The 15,519-nt window shown below is 67.9% G+C and carries 16 protein-coding genes; 6 read left to right on the top strand and 10 right to left on the bottom strand.

The window, feature by feature from the left end; genetic code table 11:
* The first annotated feature begins 42 nt into the window (after positions 1–42).
* The 3 genes from CAL25_RS16365 to garL all read left to right on the top strand — a co-directional run bounded on the left by CAL25_RS16365 (position 43) and on the right by garL (position 3,151).
* Complete coding sequence (locus tag CAL25_RS16365; protein ID WP_094802211.1) at positions 43–1,152, top strand: Ldh family oxidoreductase; 1,110 nt, start codon at positions 43–45, stop codon at positions 1,150–1,152.
* Positions 1,153–1,306: 154 nt separating this feature from the next.
* Complete coding sequence (locus CAL25_RS16360; protein ID WP_094801924.1) at positions 1,307–2,299, top strand: Bug family tripartite tricarboxylate transporter substrate binding protein; 993 nt, start codon at positions 1,307–1,309, stop codon at positions 2,297–2,299.
* A 78-nt stretch (positions 2,300–2,377) separates the two neighbouring features.
* Positions 2,378–3,151, top strand: coding sequence for a 2-dehydro-3-deoxyglucarate aldolase (gene garL, locus CAL25_RS16355; protein ID WP_094801922.1), 774 nt, complete (start codon positions 2,378–2,380; stop codon positions 3,149–3,151).
* Positions 3,152–3,244: 93 nt separating this feature from the next.
* On the opposite strand, the gene rpsT is transcribed toward garL, so the two are convergent.
* The 10 genes from rpsT to CAL25_RS16305 all read right to left on the bottom strand — a co-directional run bounded on the left by rpsT (position 3,245) and on the right by CAL25_RS16305 (position 11,652).
* Positions 3,245–3,508 (bottom strand): 30S ribosomal protein S20, encoded by a 264-nt coding sequence (rpsT, locus tag CAL25_RS16350; protein ID WP_094801920.1) that lies wholly within the window; start codon positions 3,506–3,508, stop codon positions 3,245–3,247.
* Between the two features lie 370 nt (positions 3,509–3,878).
* The gene (locus CAL25_RS16345; RefSeq protein ID WP_094801918.1) at positions 3,879–4,871 is read right to left on the bottom strand and encodes a FecR family protein; all 993 of its coding nucleotides are present in this window, start codon (positions 4,869–4,871) and stop codon (positions 3,879–3,881) included.
* A 344-nt stretch (positions 4,872–5,215) separates the two neighbouring features.
* Complete coding sequence (gene murJ, locus CAL25_RS16340; protein WP_094801916.1) at positions 5,216–6,793, bottom strand: murein biosynthesis integral membrane protein MurJ; 1,578 nt, start codon at positions 6,791–6,793, stop codon at positions 5,216–5,218.
* Between the two features lie 116 nt (positions 6,794–6,909).
* Positions 6,910–7,668 (bottom strand): 3-hydroxyacyl-CoA dehydrogenase, encoded by a 759-nt coding sequence (locus tag CAL25_RS16335; RefSeq protein ID WP_094801914.1) that lies wholly within the window; start codon positions 7,666–7,668, stop codon positions 6,910–6,912.
* Positions 7,669–7,767: 99 nt separating this feature from the next.
* Positions 7,768–8,424: an adenylate kinase gene (gene adk, locus CAL25_RS16330; RefSeq protein WP_094801912.1), complete on the bottom strand. Its 657-nt coding sequence runs from the start codon at positions 8,422–8,424 to the stop codon at positions 7,768–7,770.
* 94 nt (positions 8,425–8,518) lie between these two features.
* Positions 8,519–9,283, bottom strand: a complete 765-nt coding sequence (gene kdsB / locus CAL25_RS16325; protein ID WP_094801910.1) for a 3-deoxy-manno-octulosonate cytidylyltransferase — start codon at positions 9,281–9,283, stop codon at positions 8,519–8,521.
* Positions 9,284–9,333: 50 nt separating this feature from the next.
* The gene (locus tag CAL25_RS16320) at positions 9,334–9,513 is read right to left on the bottom strand and encodes a Trm112 family protein (protein ID WP_094801909.1); all 180 of its coding nucleotides are present in this window, start codon (positions 9,511–9,513) and stop codon (positions 9,334–9,336) included.
* 75 nt (positions 9,514–9,588) lie between these two features.
* A complete protein-coding gene (gene lpxK, locus CAL25_RS16315; protein ID WP_094801907.1) occupies positions 9,589–10,623 on the bottom strand; it encodes a tetraacyldisaccharide 4'-kinase in 1,035 nt (344 codons plus the stop codon).
* 1 nt (position 10,624) lies between these two features.
* Positions 10,625–11,044 carry an ExbD/TolR family protein gene (locus CAL25_RS16310; RefSeq protein WP_094801905.1) on the bottom strand — a complete coding sequence of 140 codons (420 nt, stop codon included), beginning with the start codon at positions 11,042–11,044 and terminating at the stop codon, positions 10,625–10,627.
* Positions 11,041–11,652, bottom strand: a complete 612-nt coding sequence (locus CAL25_RS16305; RefSeq protein WP_094801904.1) for a MotA/TolQ/ExbB proton channel family protein — start codon at positions 11,650–11,652, stop codon at positions 11,041–11,043. Before CAL25_RS16305 ends, CAL25_RS16310 begins: the two co-directional genes overlap by 4 nt.
* A 354-nt stretch (positions 11,653–12,006) precedes the next feature.
* Between CAL25_RS16305 and xseA the strand changes: the two genes are divergently transcribed.
* The 3 genes from xseA to pcaF all read left to right on the top strand — a co-directional run bounded on the left by xseA (position 12,007) and on the right by pcaF (position 15,507).
* The gene (gene xseA, locus CAL25_RS16300) at positions 12,007–13,374 is read left to right on the top strand and encodes an exodeoxyribonuclease VII large subunit (protein ID WP_094801902.1); all 1,368 of its coding nucleotides are present in this window, start codon (positions 12,007–12,009) and stop codon (positions 13,372–13,374) included.
* A 93-nt stretch (positions 13,375–13,467) separates the two neighbouring features.
* Positions 13,468–14,046 carry a superoxide dismutase [Fe] gene (gene sodB / locus CAL25_RS16295; protein ID WP_094801900.1) on the top strand — a complete coding sequence of 193 codons (579 nt, stop codon included), beginning with the start codon at positions 13,468–13,470 and terminating at the stop codon, positions 14,044–14,046.
* A gap of 255 nt (positions 14,047–14,301) precedes the next feature.
* The gene (pcaF, locus tag CAL25_RS16290; RefSeq protein WP_094801898.1) at positions 14,302–15,507 is read left to right on the top strand and encodes a 3-oxoadipyl-CoA thiolase; all 1,206 of its coding nucleotides are present in this window, start codon (positions 14,302–14,304) and stop codon (positions 15,505–15,507) included.
* Positions 15,508–15,519: the final 12 nt, after the last annotated feature.

The following is a 15,519-nucleotide window of genomic DNA, read 5'->3' as shown; positions in this document are numbered from 1 at the left end:
AGACCCCAGGGAGACAACGTGCAGGACAGCGGCAAGCAAAATATGACGACGGCGTCTCTGGCGCCGGGAAGGGTTTCGTTCGCGCAGATCCGCGAGCAGATCGATGTGATCCTGCGCGCGTGGGGCATGCCTGCCGACCTGGCGGCCATCACCGCCGAACTCATGGCGCAGACCGATCTGCTGGGCGTCGATTCGCATGGCATCTCCATGCTGCCGGCCTATGAAGACAAGCGTGCCGCGGGCACGCTGCGCCTGGATGCCCGGCCGCGCATCGTGCGCGAGGGCGGGTCGAGCGCACTGATCGATGGCATGGGAGGCCTGGGCCACCCCGTGAGCGCGCAGGCGATGCGCCTGGCCTGCGACAAAGCCCTCGAACATGGCGTGGGTGCCGTGGCGGTGCGCAACTCGCATCACTTCGGCGCGGCCGGCGTGTATGCCCGCATGGCCGTCGAGCGCGGGCTGGTGGGTCTGGTGACCAGCAGCGCCACCACGCTGATCCTGGTGCCCACGCACGGCGCCATGCCCATGCTGGGCACCAATCCGATCGCCTTCGCGGCGCCGGCGGCCCAAAACGAACCGCTGGTGCTCGACATGGCCACGACCACGGTCGCGGCCAACAAGGTCAAGGTGTACGACTATCACGGCAAGACGCTGCCGTCGGGCTGGGCCGTGGACGGGCAGGGCACGCCGATCACGGATTCGGCGCAGGCCATGCACTTCATCTTCAAGCGGGCGGAGGGCGGCCTCACGCCGTTGGGCGGCACGGCCGCGATGAGCAGCCACAAGGGTTACGGGCTCGCGCTGATGGCCCAGGTGCTGGGCGGCACGCTCGGCGGCAGCTCGCTGGCGGTGCGCCAGCAGGCACTGCGCAAACCCGGCGATCCCGACGACGTGGGGCACTTTTTCCTCGCGCTCAATCCCGATGCCTTTCGCGATGCGGGCTCGTTCGAAGACGACCTCGACGAGCTCATCGACACGATGCGCGACACGCCGCCCGCCAATGCGGCCCAGCCGGTGCTGGTGCCGGGCGATCCCGAGGTGGCCGCGCGCGACGAGCGCATCCGCTCGGGCGTGGCGCTGGCGCCGGCCTTGATCGAACGCCTGGCGGCCATCTGCGAACGCAGCGGCGCGCCGTTCGTGCTGCGCGGCTGACGCGCCTCGCCGTTCAGAACCACAAACGCCGCCAGGGTGGTTGCGCACGCAAGCAACCATCGAGCGGCAGCCGTCCGCCGGCATCAGGCCGGCAGGACAGCCCGGACAGGTAGGTGCAAGGGGTCCGGGTCTACCACCACAACAGGAGACATCCATGAAACATCGCCGTAACTTGCTGCGCAGCCTTGTGTCTGTCGTCGCGCTCTCGATCGGGAGCTGGGTCGTGCCCGCCGCCGCCCAGGCCCAGGGCGCCTATCCGGACAAGCCGGTGCGCCTCATCGTGCCGTTCCCGCCCGGAGGCAGCACCGACGCCGTCGGCCGCCTGCTGGCCGCGGAGCTGGGCAAGGATCTGGGGCAGACCGTCATTGTCGAGAACCGCGGCGGTGCGAATGGCAACATCGGCTCGGATGCCGTGGCCAAGTCCGCGCCCGACGGCTACACGCTGCTGCTCTCGGGCGTGGGTTCCAATGCGATCAGCTACGCGCTCTATCAGAGCATGCCGTACCAGGACAGCGACTTCGTGCATATTTCGCTGTTGGCGACCGGGCCCAACGTGCTGGTGGCCAACAATGATTTCCCCGCCAAGACCTTTGCGGACTTCATCAAGCTCGCCAAGGAAAACCCGGGCAAGTACACCCATGCGAGCTCGGCCAATGGCTCTTCCGGCCACCTGGCAATGGAAATGCTCAAGCAGGCGGCCGGCATCGACCTGGTGCATGTGCCGTACAAGGGCGGCGCCGCCGCGATCACCGACACGATCGGCGGACGCGTGAACGTCCTGTTCTTGAACCAGGACAACCTGCTGCCGCAAGTGCAGGCGGGATTGCGCTTGGCGCTGGCCGTGGCCAGCGCCAAGCGCAATCCCGCCTATCCCGATGTCCCCACCATCGCCGAATCGGGCTATCCCGGCTTTGCGGCGGAATCGTGGTTCGGGCTGTCGGCGCCCAAGGGCACGCCCGCACCGGTCGTCGACCGTCTGCACAAGGCCACCGTGAAGGCGCTGGCGCAACCCGAACTCAAGAGCAAGCTCGAAGCCGTTGGCTTCGTGGTGGTGGGCAATGACCCCCAGGCCTTCTCGCAGTTCGTGAGCGCCGAGATCGACAAGTGGGGCAAGGCCGCGCGCGCGTCGGGCGCCCGCATGGATTGAGGCCGGGCGTCCGCCCGTGTCATGATGAGGCGCGCGCCATGGGTGGCGCGCGCCAAGTAGTCGGAGAACCGCAACACTATGACTTCACCTTTCCCCAATCGCTTTCGCCAGCGCATTCTCGCGCGCGAGCGGGTCATCGGCTTCTGGATGTGCATGTCGAGCCACATCACCGCGGAGCTCGCCGGCCTGGCCGAGTTCGACTGGCTGCTGCTCGATGGAGAGCATTCGCCCAACGAGGTGCCCATGTTCCTGCAGCAGCTGCAGGCGCTGCAGGGCAGCGGCAGCGCGCCGGTCGGGCGGCCCACCTGGAATGATCCCGTCGAGATCAAGCGTCTGCTCGATATCGGCTTCTACAACCTGCTGATTCCGTTCATCGAGTCCGAAGACGACGCGCGCCGTGCCGTTGCCGCCACGCGCTATCCGCCGCAAGGCATGCGCGGCGTGGCCGGCCTGCAGCGCAGCAACCGCTATGGCACGGTGCCCGACTACCTGAACACGGTCAACGACAACATCTGCGTGCTGCTGCAGATCGAGAGCCGGCCGGGCGTCGAGGCCGTCGATCAGATCGCGGCGGTCGAGGGCGTGGACGGCGTCTTCATCGGCCCGTCGGATCTGGCCGCGGGCCTGGGGCATCTCGGCAATCCCGGCCATCCCGAGGTGCAGGCAACGATCCGCCACCTCTACGAGCGCGTGAGCGCCGCCGGCAAGGCGGTCGGCATCCTGGCGCCGGTCGAGGCGGATGCGCGCCGCTACATCGACATGGGCATCCATTTCGTGGCGGTGGGCACCGACCTCGGCATCTTCAAGCAGGCGACATTCGCGCTGCGCGAGGCGTTCCCGACGCCCAAGTGACGCTCGGGTCGAGCCAATAAAAAAGGATGCCCGGAGGCATCCTTTTTTATTTGCCGACTCGTGTCGCCCCTCGAGAGGGGCGGCACGTCACAATCAGGCCAGCGCCTTGACGGCGGCAGCCAGGCGGCTCTTGTGGCGAGCAGCCTTGTTCTTGTGGATGATGTTCTTGTCAGCCACGCGGTCGATGACGCTGGTCGCTTTGCGCAGCGTTTCGCCAGCAACAGCCTTGTCGCCGGCTTCGATGGCCTGGCGAACACGCTTGATGGCGGTGCGCAGCATCGAGCGCAGGCTGGAGTTGTGCTTGTTACGCTCAACCGATTGGCGAGCGCGCTTGCGGGCTTGGGCGGTATTGGCCATGTTGCTTAAAAAGTAGTGAATTCGGCAAAGTCAGACATTGTATCAAGTCTCATGGGTAATGCAAGCCCCATGTGCAGACAGGCACAGGATCCGACCAGAACGCCGACGGGTTGATCTGTAGTGGAAGTGCAACAACAAACCGCTGCGAGGCACTCGCCTCGTGCAGCTGCCGGCCCTTGTTGCCCGTGAGATAGCAGCAATGGCGCGGCGCGGATACGTCCGTGGTGGCCCGGATGAGGGGCTTGGGGGTACGCGCGGATTTGTCGTAACGGCGCAGGCTGGTCTGGGCGGGGAGGCGACTAGATGGGAAGCTCCAACCCCGCGAGACACACAGGGCTGCGGTCAGATCAACCGGCACAACGTTGCGATTTTATGTCGATACGCTGATAGACACAAACCATGGCGTCATACGGCTGACCTGGATGGGCATTTGCTGCTCCAGGGCGCGCAGCGCCGAATCGGTGTCGTCGAGCGAAAACATGCCGGTGACGGGCAGCCCGCCGGCCGCCATCGACACGCGCAGCGTGCCGTGGCGATACGGGCGCAGCGCGGCCACGACTTCGGCCAGCGGCCGGCCCTGCGCGTTGATCCAGCCGCGTTCCCAGGCGGCCTCGGCCGTGAGCTCGCTGCGCTCGGTGTCGAGGCGGGCGGCATCGAAGCGGGCACCCATGCCGGCGCGGACGGTTCCGCGGGCGCCGCCCACGGTCTCGATATCGACTTCGTTTTCGTGGACCACCACCAGCGTGCGGCGCGCCTGCTGGCGCACCATGTACTGCGTGCCGGGCGAGCGCACCACGCCTTCGGCGGTCTGGACCAGGAAGGGACGGGCGGGATCGTGCGGCGCGGTGACCGACACGGCGCCTTCGAGCAATTGCAGGCGGCGGTAGCTGGAGGTGTATTCGAGATTGATGCGGCTGCGGGCGTCGAGCAGGAGCTGCGTGCCGTCGGCCAATTGGTAGCGGCGGCGCTCGCCCGTGGCCGTGGCGGCGTCGGCCGCCACGCTGGCCAGGGGATAGAAATCGCGCACGGCGAGGACGCCGCCCGCGACGGCGGCGCCGCCCAGCAGGGCGGCCAGACCCAGGAAGCTGCGGCGGGCGGGTTGCTCCGGCGCTTCGGGTTGGGCGGCGATCTCGATCTCGATCGAGGGCGTGCGTGCCGGTGCGGTGGCGTATCCCGACGGATAGGCGTCACCGAGCCGCCCGGTGGTCGGGCCACCAAGCGCGTGTGTCAGTTGTTGCCAGGCGCTCTCGTGCATCGGGCTGGCATCGCGCCACGCCATGAAATTGGCGTAGTCGTGGCGCGTTGCTCGGCCCGAGCGCAGCAGCAGCAACCAGTTGATGACCTGGTCGGAGAGCGGCGGCATTTCGGTGGATATCACTTCTTTTTCCACGCTGGACCCTGTTGGGTCAAAGATTGCAGTCGGTAAATAATAGTCTTTTTTACGAAAAATTACCCTAGCGTAGCAGGGTGTGACGCCAAAACAAATGAAAAGATCCTGGCGCGTGCCAGGAAGTTCCCAGGTTTTTCTCGAAAAATTCCCTGATGTATCAAGGGAAAGGCGCAAAACCGCGCGTAGCGGTCAGTCTGCATTCTGAATGTTGCAGTTGGTGTAACGTGTGCGCGAATGTTGCGGAATATTCCCGCAATGTCCCCGTTTTGTCCAGTGTGGCGAGCCGAAGGCCCGCCAGTCACCCTGTCGCCAGGGGCTCAGGCCGGGGGAGGCGCGGTGCTCGTGGGGCGGCGGGTGAAGTCGCGAGGACGCGCGCCGAGCAGGAAAAGCACGCCGAAATAGGCGATGCCGCTGGCGGCCAGGACGCCGGCCAGCCAGCCGGCGCGCAGCAGGGGATAGCTCTGCAGCGCGATCCAGTCGAGGTTCTGGTCGGCCCACCAGAGCACCCCCGCCATGGCGGCGAGGGCGGGCAGGGTGCGCACCAGGAAGCGGCCCCAGCCCGGACCGGGCTGGTAGACGCCGCGGCGGCGCAGGCCCGTGAGCAGGGCCAGCGCGTTGATGCAGGCGCCGAGCCCGATCGCCAGCGCTAGGCCGGCGTGCGCCAGCCACGGCACGAACACCGCGTTCATCACCTGGGTGAGGATCAGGATGACGATGGCGATCTTGACCGGCGTGCGGATGTCCTGCTTGGCATAGAAACCCGGCGCCAGGATCTTGACGGCCAGCAGCCCGATGAGGCCGACCGAATACGCGATCACGGCGAGGCGGGTCTGGCCCACGTCGGCGGCCGAGAAGGCGCCGTAGTGGAACAGAGTGGCGACCAGGCCGTCGGAGAGCAGGGCGAGGCCCAGCGCCGCCGGCAGACCCAGCAGCAGGGTCAGACGCAGGCCCCAGTCGAGCAGCGCGCTGTAGCCCGCCTGATCGGCCCGGGCGTGGGCAGCCGACAGGCTGGGCAGCAGCACGGTGCCGAGCGCGACGCCCAGCAGGGCGGTCGGAAACTCCATCAGACGGTCGGCGAACGACAGCCAGCTCACGCTGCCCGGCGTCAGCCAGGTGGCGATGTTGGTATTGATGAGCAGGGAGATCTGCGCCACCGAGACGCCCAGCGTGGCCGGCCCCATCTGGCGCAGGATGCGCTGTACCGTCGGGTCGGCCCAGGCCTGGCCGATACGCAAGGAGAACCGGGGCGTGAGCCCCAGGCGTGCCAGGGCCACCCACTGCACGGCCAATTGCGCGACGCCACCCGCCATCACGCCGAGCGCGAGCGCGTAGATCGGCACGTCCATGCGCGGCGCAAGCCAGACGCAGGCGACGATCATGGCGACGTTGAGCAGGACCGGCGTGAAGGCCGGCACGGCGAACCGGCGCCAGGTGTTGAGCACGCCGGATGCAAAGGCGATCAACGACATGCAGAGGATGTACGGGAACATCACCCGCGTCATCCACACCGCGGCGCCGAACTCGGTGTCCTGCCCGGAGCCGCGCAGCCCGCTGGCCATCGCGGTGACGATCCAGGGCGCGGCGACGATGCCCACCACGGTGACGAGCATGAGCGCGAGGGTCAGCAGCAGCGCGACGCGGTCGAGCAGGGTGCGCACCGTTTCTTCGTCATGCTGGTTGCGCGCCGCGCCGAGGATGGGCACGAAGGCCTGCGCGAAGGCGCCTTCGGCGAACAGGCGGCGCAGCAGATTGGGAATGCGGAATGCCACCCAGAAGGCATCGGTGAGCGGTCCGGCTCCGAAAGCGCGCGCGACCAGGATGTCGCGGGCGAGGCCCGTGATGCGCGAGAGGAGCGTGAAGCTGCTGACGGTAGCGGCCGAACGGAGCAAAGCCATGGGTGGAGAACGTGAAAATTCGGAAAAAGGCGTGGCGTTCTGGCAAGGCGGCGGGCCCCAGACCAAAAACGCCGGACAATCCGGCGCTTTTGATCGGGTAGGCCGTGCCAGCGTGCTTACTTCGGCGGCATGCGGATCGCGCCGTCGAGGCGGATCGTTTCACCGTTCAGCATGTCGTTGGTGATGATGCTCTGGACCAGCTTGGCATAGTCTTCCGGGCGGCCGAGGCGCGCGGGGAAGGGGATGCTCGCGGCCAGCGAATCCTGCACTTCCTGGGGCATGCCGAAGATCATGGGCGTACCGAAGATGCCCGGCGCGATCGTCATGCAGCGGATGCCGGTCTTGGCGAGGTCACGCGCGATCGGCAGGGTCATGCCGGCCACGCCCGCCTTCGAGGCGGCGTAGGCGGCCTGGCCGATCTGGCCGTCGAACGCGGCCACGGAGGCCGTGTTGATCATCACGCCGCGCTCGCCCGTGCTTTCGGGCTCGTTGGCGCTCATGGCCTCGGCGGCCAGGCGCATCATGTTGAAGCTGCCGATCAGGTTGATCGACACGACCTTCTGGAACAGGTCCAGCGGGTGCGCGCCGTTCTTGCCGACGATCTTGGCGGCCGGCGCGACGCCGGCGCAGTTGACCAGACCGAACAGCTTGCCCAGACCGAGGGCGGCCTGCACGGCGGCGCGGCCATCGGCTTCCTGGGTGACGTCGCAATGCACGTAGACCTGGCCGAGCTCCTTGGCCAGCGCCTGGCCCGGCTCGTCCTGCACGTCCGCGATGACGACGCGGCCGCCATTGGCGACCAGCATGCGCGCGGTGCCCGCGCCCAGACCGGACGCGCCGCCGGTCACGATGAATACCTTGTTCGTGATTTCCATATCAGATGTTCTCAAACGCAGTGGAATTCATGGCGGCTCCGCCCGGGGGGAGCCGTGAGGGGCGGCGCGGCCCGCGCGCCGCCGGTCCGGTGAAGCGGCTCAGTCTTTCAGCGCCTCGAACACGCGGCCCTTGATCTCTTCGACGGCGCCCACGCCCGAAATCTTGCGGTACTTGGGGGCGGCGGCGGCGTCCTGCGTGGCCCAGCCGGCGTAGTAATCGACCAGCGGGCGCGTCTGCTTCTGGTAGACGGCGAGGCGATTGCGCACGGTGTCTTCGCGGTCGTCGTCACGCTGGACCAGGTCTTCGCCGGTCACGTCGTCCTTGCCTTCGACCTTGGGCGGATTGAAGCGCGTGTGGTAGCTGCGGCCGCTGGCCGGGTGCACGCGACGGCCGCTCATGCGCTCGATGATGTCTTCTTCGGGCACGGCGATTTCGACCACGTAGTCGAGCTTGACGTTGGCGTTCTTCAGCGCGTCGGCCTGCGGAATCGTGCGCGGGAAGCCGTCGAACAGATAGCCGTTGGCGCAGTCGGGCTGCTTCAGGCGATCCTGGACCAGACCGATGATGATCTCATCCGACACCAGACCGCCCGCGTCCATCACCTTCTTTGCTTCGAGGCCCAGCGGGGTGCCGGCCTTGACCGCGGCGCGCAACATGTCGCCGGTCGAGATCTGAGGGATCCCGTATTGTTGGGTGATGAAAGCGGCTTGGGTGCCTTTGCCGGCGCCGGGCGGTCCGAGCAGGATGAGACGCATGAGTGCTCCAGAAGAGGGATTGGTTTTTTATAGTCGGGGGCGATTATGCCGCAATGCAGCAGCGCGTGTTGGGCCGGGCCATGAGACATAACCCTTATAACCGATTTGCGTACGCGGCCCGCACGCGTTCGAGATCCTCCGGCGTGTCCACGCCCGCCGCCGGCGCCGCGGGGGTGCGCAGCACCGCGATCGTGTAGCCATGCTCCATCGCGCGCAGTTGTTCGAGCGATTCGAAACGTTCGAGCTGACCCTGCGCGAGCGTGGGGTATTGCCGCAGGAAGGCCACCCGGTACGCATACATGCCGATGTGGTGCAGCGCCGGCAGGCCGGGCGCCATTACGCGCTCGCCGGTGGCCAGGGCATCACGGGCCCAGGGGATCGGCGCGCGCGAGAAATAGAGCGCTCGGTCGGCGGCCGTGCAGACCACCTTGACCACGTTCGGATTGAAGAGCGCCTGCGCGTCGGCCAGCGGGCAGGCGCAGGTCGCGATCGCGGCCTCGGGTGCGTCGACCAGACGCTGGGCGACGGCGTCGATGAGCGCGGGCTCGATCAGGGGCTCGTCGCCCTGCACGTTGACCACGATTTCATCGTCGGTGAGCTGCAGCTGAGCCACGGCCTCGGCGAGGCGGTCGGTGCCGGTCGGGTGGTCGGCGCGCGTGAGCAGGGCTTCGAAACCGTGTGCGCGGGCCGCGGCCCGTACGCGTTCGTCGTCGGTGGCGATCGCCACTCGGCGCGCGCCCGACAGAACGGCGCGTTCGGCCACGCGCACGACCATCGGCTTGCCGGCGATATCGGCCAGCGGTTTATCGGGCAGGCGTGTCGACGCGGTGCGCGCCGGGATCAGGGCGACGAAGCTCAAGCAGAGGCTCCGGAAAGGATCAGGAAGAGCAGGGCGTGCGCCCGCAGGGATCAGGCTTCGGTGGCGGGGTCGAGCACGCGCGCGTCCTGCTCGAGCATGACGGGGATACCGTCGCGCACGGGGAACGCCAGTCGGTCGGCGTGGCAGACGAGCTCGGACGCTTGCCGCTGGAAGTCGAGGCGGCCCTTGCACAGCGGGCACACGAGGATGTCGAGGAGGCGGGATTCCATGGCGCGATTCTATCGGAGAAAAAAGGGCGCCTTGGGCGCCGGACAATGGGGCGATGGTACCACCGCCCGTGCGAGTCAGCGGGCCGTCGCGTCGCGCAGGCGGCGATCGACCCACGCCAGAAAACCCGGGTCGGAGAAGCGCGCGCCGACCTCCACCACCCATAGCCGCGGGTCGGTCAGGGCGGCGCACTTGATGGCGTCCTTGGCGGTGATCAGGATCGTGTCGGCCGACAGACCCGCGAACGGCGAGCTGGTATAGGCGTAGTGGTCGGGCAGGCCGAGTGTGGTGGCGGGATGCACGCCTGCGGCCGCCAGCGTGGCGAAGAAGCGGGCCGGGTTGCCGATGCCCGCCACCGCGGCCAGGCGCGCGGCGGGCAGGGCCGCGAAGGCCGAGAGCGGCCGGGGGTCGCCCGTGGTCAGTTGCGTGACCCGCGTCGGCTCGAGGTGCATCGTCACGCGGCGCGGGGTCGCGGCCGTGGCGGGCGGGGCAGGCGTGGTGGCGTCGTTGGTGACGATGGCGTCGACCTCGTCCAGGCGCGACGGCGGCTCACGCAGCGGCCCGGCGGGCAGCATCAGGCCATTGCCGATGCCGCGCGCGTCCTGCACGACGATCTCCAGGTCGCGCGCGAGCGCCAGATGCTGCAGGCCGTCGTCGGACACGATCACATCGACCTCGGGGTGCGTCCGCAGCAGCGCGGCCGCTGCATCCGCACGGCGCGGATGCACCGAAATGGGCGCGCCCGTGCGGGCCGCGATGAGGGCGGGCTCGTCGCCGAAGCGGGCGGGATCCACCTCGCCCTGACCGACGCGAGGTTCGCCTTCGATCTTGACACCGTAGCCGCGGCTCACCACGCCGGGGTGCCAGCCGAGTGCGCGCAGGCCCTCGGCAACGGCGATGACGACCGGGGTTTTGCCGGTACCCCCGACGTAGATGTTGCCCACCACGACGACCGGCACCGGCGCGCGCCATGCCGTGCGGCGGCCGTCGCGATAGGCCGCGCGCTTGGCGGCGACGACGCGTTCCGCGATCGCGGCGAGGGGTTGCAGCAGCCGGGCGAGCCAGCCGCGCCGCGCCCAGTGCCGGGCCAGGAAAGAGCCCTGGGCGGCCATGTCAGCGCGGCGCCTGGGCGGCGAAATTCACGCGCCCGATGCCGGCCTGCCGCGCGGCCTCCATGACATTCACGACGGACTGATGCGAGGCCTGGGCGTCGGCATTGATCACGACCACCGGCGTGGTCTGGCTGCCGGCGGCCAGGCGCAGCGCGTCGGCCATGCTGGCGGGATCGGCGCCGTCGAGCAGCACGCCGTTCAGGGCGTAGTGGCCGTCCTGGCTGATGGCGACTTCGAGGGGCGCGGTGGCCTGCTCGTTGGCCGTGGCCTCCGGCAACGTGACCTTGAGCTGGGTGTAGCGCGCGAACGTGGTGCTCGCGGCCAGAAAAATCAGCATCACGAGCAGGACGTCGATGAGCGGAATCAGGTTGATGTCCAGCTCATCGCCGGCGCGATGGCCTCGGCTGCCCCGGAAATTCATGCGCGCTCCTGACCCGGCGCCACCTGCCGCGCCAGGCGGGCGGCCGCCTGTTCCATCGTGTTGAGGTAGCCGTCGATGCGGCTGCGCAGGTAGCGATGCACCATCATCGCGGGAATCGCGATCAGGATGCCGAAGCCGGTGTTGTACAGGGCCACCGAGATGCCGTGCGCGAGTTGCGCGGGGTCGCTCGAGCCTGGGCTGTACGCGCCGAAGATCTCGATCATGCCGACCACCGTGCCGAACAGGCCCATCAGCGGGGCCACCATGGCGACGGTGCCGATGGCGGGCACGTAGCGGTTCAGGTCATGCGCAACGGCACGCCCGGTGTCTTCGACCGCTTCGCGCAGCACGGCGCGGGGCTGGTGGCGGTGGCGCAGCACTTCGGCAAGCACCCGGCCCAGCGGCGAATTGCGCTCCAGGCGCTGTAGCGCTTCGGGGGTGTCCTGGTGGCTGCGCAGCATGTCGGCGACCTGATCGGGCAGGCCGCGCGGCAATATCTGGCTGCGGCGCAGGGAGAGCAGCCGCTCGAGGATCAGGGCCAGGCCGAACACGGACAGGGCCAGCAGCGGCCAGATGGGCCAGCCGGCATCGCGGATCAGGGTCAACAAAAGGGAGCTCCAGGGCGGAAGACAGGCGTGGAGGCGCGCGTGGCACGCCAGCCTTGTCCAAGGCCGAACTGTAACGGGCGCCCAGCCCGCAGGCAAGTAGGGACGGATCAAAACTATCCACAGATTCTGTGGATAATTCTGTGTAAAACTTCCCGGAAACGCGCATCTACGCTGGTTCCGCGCTAGGGTGGGCACGAAACGTGCGCAGGCCTTTCTCTTTATTTCTCCATTAAATCAAGTGCTTGCATGGAAAACGCTGGCGTTCCGGGCAGCCACTGGCGCGTTTTCAAATTTGAGGTATCATGCGAGCCCGTCAAACCGGGCCTGTGGACATATATCCCCTTTGGAAGCCTCATGACAATTGGATTTGCTGTCACAGATGACGCATTTACGCGGGAAATCCTGTCGGTTGCCCAGTTGAACCAGGCCGTAGGCCAGCTGTTGGAGCGCAGCGTGCCTGCGCTGTGGGTTCGCGGCGAGGTCTCCAATTTCACGCAGGCGGCCTCCGGCCACTGGTATTTCACCCTCAAGGACAGCCGCGCCGCCGTGCGCACGGTGATGTTCCGCGGACGGGCGCAGTCGGTCGGCTTCGTGCCGCGGCCGGGTGATCAGGTCGAGGTGCGTGCCCGGGTGTCGCTCTACGAGCCGCGCGGGGATTATCAGCTCCAGGCCGATGCGATGCGTCGCGCCGGCGTCGGCAACCTCTACGAAACCTTCCTGCGCCTGAAAGAAAAGCTGGCGGGGGAAGGGCTGTTCGACGCCGAGGTCAAGCGCACGCCGCTGCGTCTGCCGCGGGCCATCGGCGTGATCACATCGCTTCACGCCGCCGCGCTGCGCGACGTGCTGTCTGCCCTGGCGCGCCGTGCGCCGCAGGTTCCCGTGGTCATCTATCCGGCGCCCGTGCAGGGCGCAGATTCCGCGCCCCGCCTGACGGCTCAGCTGCAGCGCGCCAATGCGCGCGCCGAGGTCGACACGCTGCTGCTGGTGCGGGGCGGCGGCAGCATCGAAGACCTCTGGAGCTTCAACGACGAAGACCTCGCGCGGGCGATCGCCTCCAGCGCGATTCCCGTCATCTGCGGTGTGGGCCACGAGACGGATTTCACGATTGCCGACTTCGTGGCGGACCTGCGCGCGCCCACGCCCACGGCCGCGGCCGAACTGGCCTGCGTGCCGCGCGAAGACCTGCTCGGCGCGACCCGCCACGCGGCGCAGCGGCTGATGCGTGCGCAGGAGCGCCGTCTCGACCAGGCCGCGCAGCGGCTGGACCGGGCCGCGGCCCAACTGATTTCACCCGCCCAGCGCCTGGCGCACCAGCGCGAGCGGCTCAATACGCTGCGGCACCGCCTGGCGGCGGCCGGGCAGCGGCCGGCGCAGCAGCGCCAGAGTCGTCTGCAGGTGCTGATGCAGCGGCTGGCGCGCCGCGTGCCCGACACCGCGCGCGCTGGCGAGCGGCTCGAGCGCGTGGTGGCGCGCCTGGCCCGCACGCAGCGTCAGGGCATCGACGGCGCCGAGCGTCGTCTGGCGGCGGTGGCCGCGCATCTGCGCGCGCTCGACCCCGACAACACGCTGCAACGCGGCTATGCCATCGTGCGCGATGCGCAGGGCGCCATCCTGACCGACGCGGCCGCGATGCGTGCCGGCGACCGTGTGCGCATCGATCTGGCGCGCGGCCGCGCCGAGGCCGACGTGGTGTCCGCGGAGCCCGACCGCCCCGTCCCTTAACCCACGCCAACGCGGGGTTAAGCGTGGTGGTGGCATGAACTGCCGATACAATGTCCCGGCTTGATCGTGCACCCACAACAGAAGGAATCGACGATGGCACATACTCTTCCCCCTCTGCCGTACGCGCTCGACGCGCTGGCTCCGCACATCTCCCAAGAGACGCTGGAATTCCACTACGGCAAGCATCACCAGACCTACGTCACGAACCTGAACAACCTGATTCCGGGCACCGAATTCGAAAACGCCTCGCTCGAAGACATCGTCAAGAAGTCCTCCGGCGGCGTGTTCAACAACGCGGCCCAGATCTGGAACCACACGTTCTACTGGCACAGCCTCTCGCCCAACGGCGGCGGCGAGCCCACCGGCGCCCTGGCCGATGCCATCAAGGCCAAGTTCGGCAGCTTCGACGCTTTCAAGGAAGCCTTCAACAAGTCGGCCGCCGGCAACTTCGGTTCGGGCTGGACCTGGCTGGTCAAGAAGGCCGACGGCTCCGTCGACATCGTGAACACCAGCAACGCCGCCACGCCGCTCACCACGGCCGACAAGCCGCTGCTGACCTGTGATGTCTGGGAACACGCCTACTACATCGACTACCGCAATGCCCGTCCCAAGTACCTGGAAAACTTCTGGGCACTGGTGAACTGGGAATTCGCCGCGAAGAACTTCGCCTGATCGATGCGCGTTCCCGTGTGTCCGGCCTGGCCGGACACCGCGACGGCCCGGCCCTGCGCCGGGCCGTTTGTCATGGTGCTGGCGCCGGGCGGCGCATGGGCCGGCACGGTGCACGGCCGCACCGAGTCGGGGCCGGATGTCCAGTGGCTAGACAGCGTCCGCTGAACGGACATCCCGCGTTTGCACCAAGGTGGCGCCTGAAACCCTGCGGTAACATGCCCCGCATTGTCCGACTTCCCTCACATCGAGCTCGCCATGACTGTGCATGCCTTTATCTGTGACGCGATCCGTACTCCCTTTGGCCGCTACGGCGGTGCGCTCTCTTCGGTGCGCGCCGACGACCTGGCCGCGATTCCCATCAAGGCCCTGATGGCCCGCAATCCCAACGTGCGTTGGGAAGAGCTGGACGACACGATTTTCGGCTGCGCCAACCAGGCCGGTGAAGACAACCGCAACGTCGCGCACATGGCCACGCTGCTGGCCGGTCTGCCGGTCGACGTGCCGGGCTCCACCGTCAACCGCCTCTGCGGTTCGGGTCTGGACGCCATCGGCACCGCCGCTCGTGCGATTCGTGCGGGCGAAGCGGCGCTGATGCTGGCCGGTGGCGTCGAGAGCATGAGCCGCGCCCCGTTCGTCATGGGCAAGGCCGACTCGGCCTTCTCGCGCAACGCGGCCATCTACGACACGACCATCGGCTGGCGCTTCGTCAACAAGCTGATGAAGGCGCAGTACGGCGTGGACTCCATGCCGGAGACCGCCGAAAACGTCGCCGACGACTACAAGATCAGCCGCGAAGACCAAGACAAATTTGCGCTGGCCAGCCAGCAAAAGACCGCCCGTGCCCAGAAAGAAGGCGTGTTCGACGCCGAGATCGTGCCGGTGTCGATCGCCCAGCGCAAGGGCGATCCGGTCATCGTGGGCGTCGATGAACACCCGCGCGAAACCAGCCTCGAAGCGCTGGCCAAGCTCAAGGGCGTGGTGCGCGAAGGCGGTTCGGTCACGGCCGGCAATGCGTCTGGCGTGAACGACGGCGCCGTGGCCCTGCTGCTGGCGGACGAAAAATCGGCGGCCCGTCACGGCCTCACCCCGCGCGCTCGCGTGATCGGCATGGCCACCGCCGGCGTCGCGCCGCGCATCATGGGCATGGGTCCCGCTCCGGCCACCCGCAAGGTGCTGGCGCAGACGGGCCTCACGCTGGCTCAGATGGACGTGATCGAACTGAACGAAGCCTTTGCCGCGCAGGGCCTGGCGGTGATGCGCGACCTCGGTCTGGACGACAACGACCCGCGCGTGAACCCCAACGGCGGTGCGATCGCATTGGGCCATCCGCTGGGCGCCAGCGGTGCGCGTCTGGCCACCACGGCCATCAACCAGCTGCACCGCACCGGCGGCCGCTACGCGCTGTGCACCATGTGCATCGGCGTGGGCCAGGGTATTGCCCTCATCGTCGAGCGCGTCTGATCCGATTCGGAT

The organism is Bordetella genomosp. 5 (assembly GCF_002261315.1).
GTDB lineage: Bacteria > Pseudomonadota > Gammaproteobacteria > Burkholderiales > Burkholderiaceae_B > Bordetella.
The sequence above is the reverse complement of the archived record's forward strand: the minus strand, read 5'-3'. Positions and strand labels throughout refer to the sequence as shown.

Excerpts from the sequence above, each read along its gene's own strand:
- CAL25_RS16365 (WP_094802211.1), top strand. The coding sequence starts at position 43 with ATGACGACGGCGTCTCTGGCGCCGGGAAGGGTTTCGTTCGCGCAGATC.
- CAL25_RS16360 (WP_094801924.1), top strand. The coding sequence starts at position 1,307 with ATGAAACATCGCCGTAACTTGCTGCGCAGCCTTGTGTCTGTCGTCGCG.
- garL (WP_094801922.1), top strand. The coding sequence starts at position 2,378 with ATGACTTCACCTTTCCCCAATCGCTTTCGCCAGCGCATTCTCGCGCGC.
- rpsT (WP_094801920.1), bottom strand. The coding sequence starts at position 3,508 with ATGGCCAATACCGCCCAAGCCCGCAAGCGCGCTCGCCAATCGGTTGAG.
- CAL25_RS16345 (WP_094801918.1), bottom strand. The coding sequence starts at position 4,871 with ATGCCGCCGCTCTCCGACCAGGTCATCAACTGGTTGCTGCTGCTGCGC.
- murJ (WP_094801916.1), bottom strand. The coding sequence starts at position 6,793 with ATGGCTTTGCTCCGTTCGGCCGCTACCGTCAGCAGCTTCACGCTCCTC.
- CAL25_RS16335 (WP_094801914.1), bottom strand. The coding sequence starts at position 7,668 with ATGGAAATCACGAACAAGGTATTCATCGTGACCGGCGGCGCGTCCGGT.
- adk (WP_094801912.1), bottom strand. The coding sequence starts at position 8,424 with ATGCGTCTCATCCTGCTCGGACCGCCCGGCGCCGGCAAAGGCACCCAA.
- CAL25_RS16320 (WP_094801909.1), bottom strand. The coding sequence starts at position 9,513 with ATGGAATCCCGCCTCCTCGACATCCTCGTGTGCCCGCTGTGCAAGGGC.
- lpxK (WP_094801907.1), bottom strand. The coding sequence starts at position 10,623 with ATGGCCGCCCAGGGCTCTTTCCTGGCCCGGCACTGGGCGCGGCGCGGC.
- CAL25_RS16310 (WP_094801905.1), bottom strand. The coding sequence starts at position 11,044 with ATGAATTTCCGGGGCAGCCGAGGCCATCGCGCCGGCGATGAGCTGGAC.
- xseA (WP_094801902.1), top strand. The coding sequence starts at position 12,007 with ATGACAATTGGATTTGCTGTCACAGATGACGCATTTACGCGGGAAATC.
- sodB (WP_094801900.1), top strand. The coding sequence starts at position 13,468 with ATGGCACATACTCTTCCCCCTCTGCCGTACGCGCTCGACGCGCTGGCT.
- pcaF (WP_094801898.1), top strand. The coding sequence starts at position 14,302 with ATGACTGTGCATGCCTTTATCTGTGACGCGATCCGTACTCCCTTTGGC.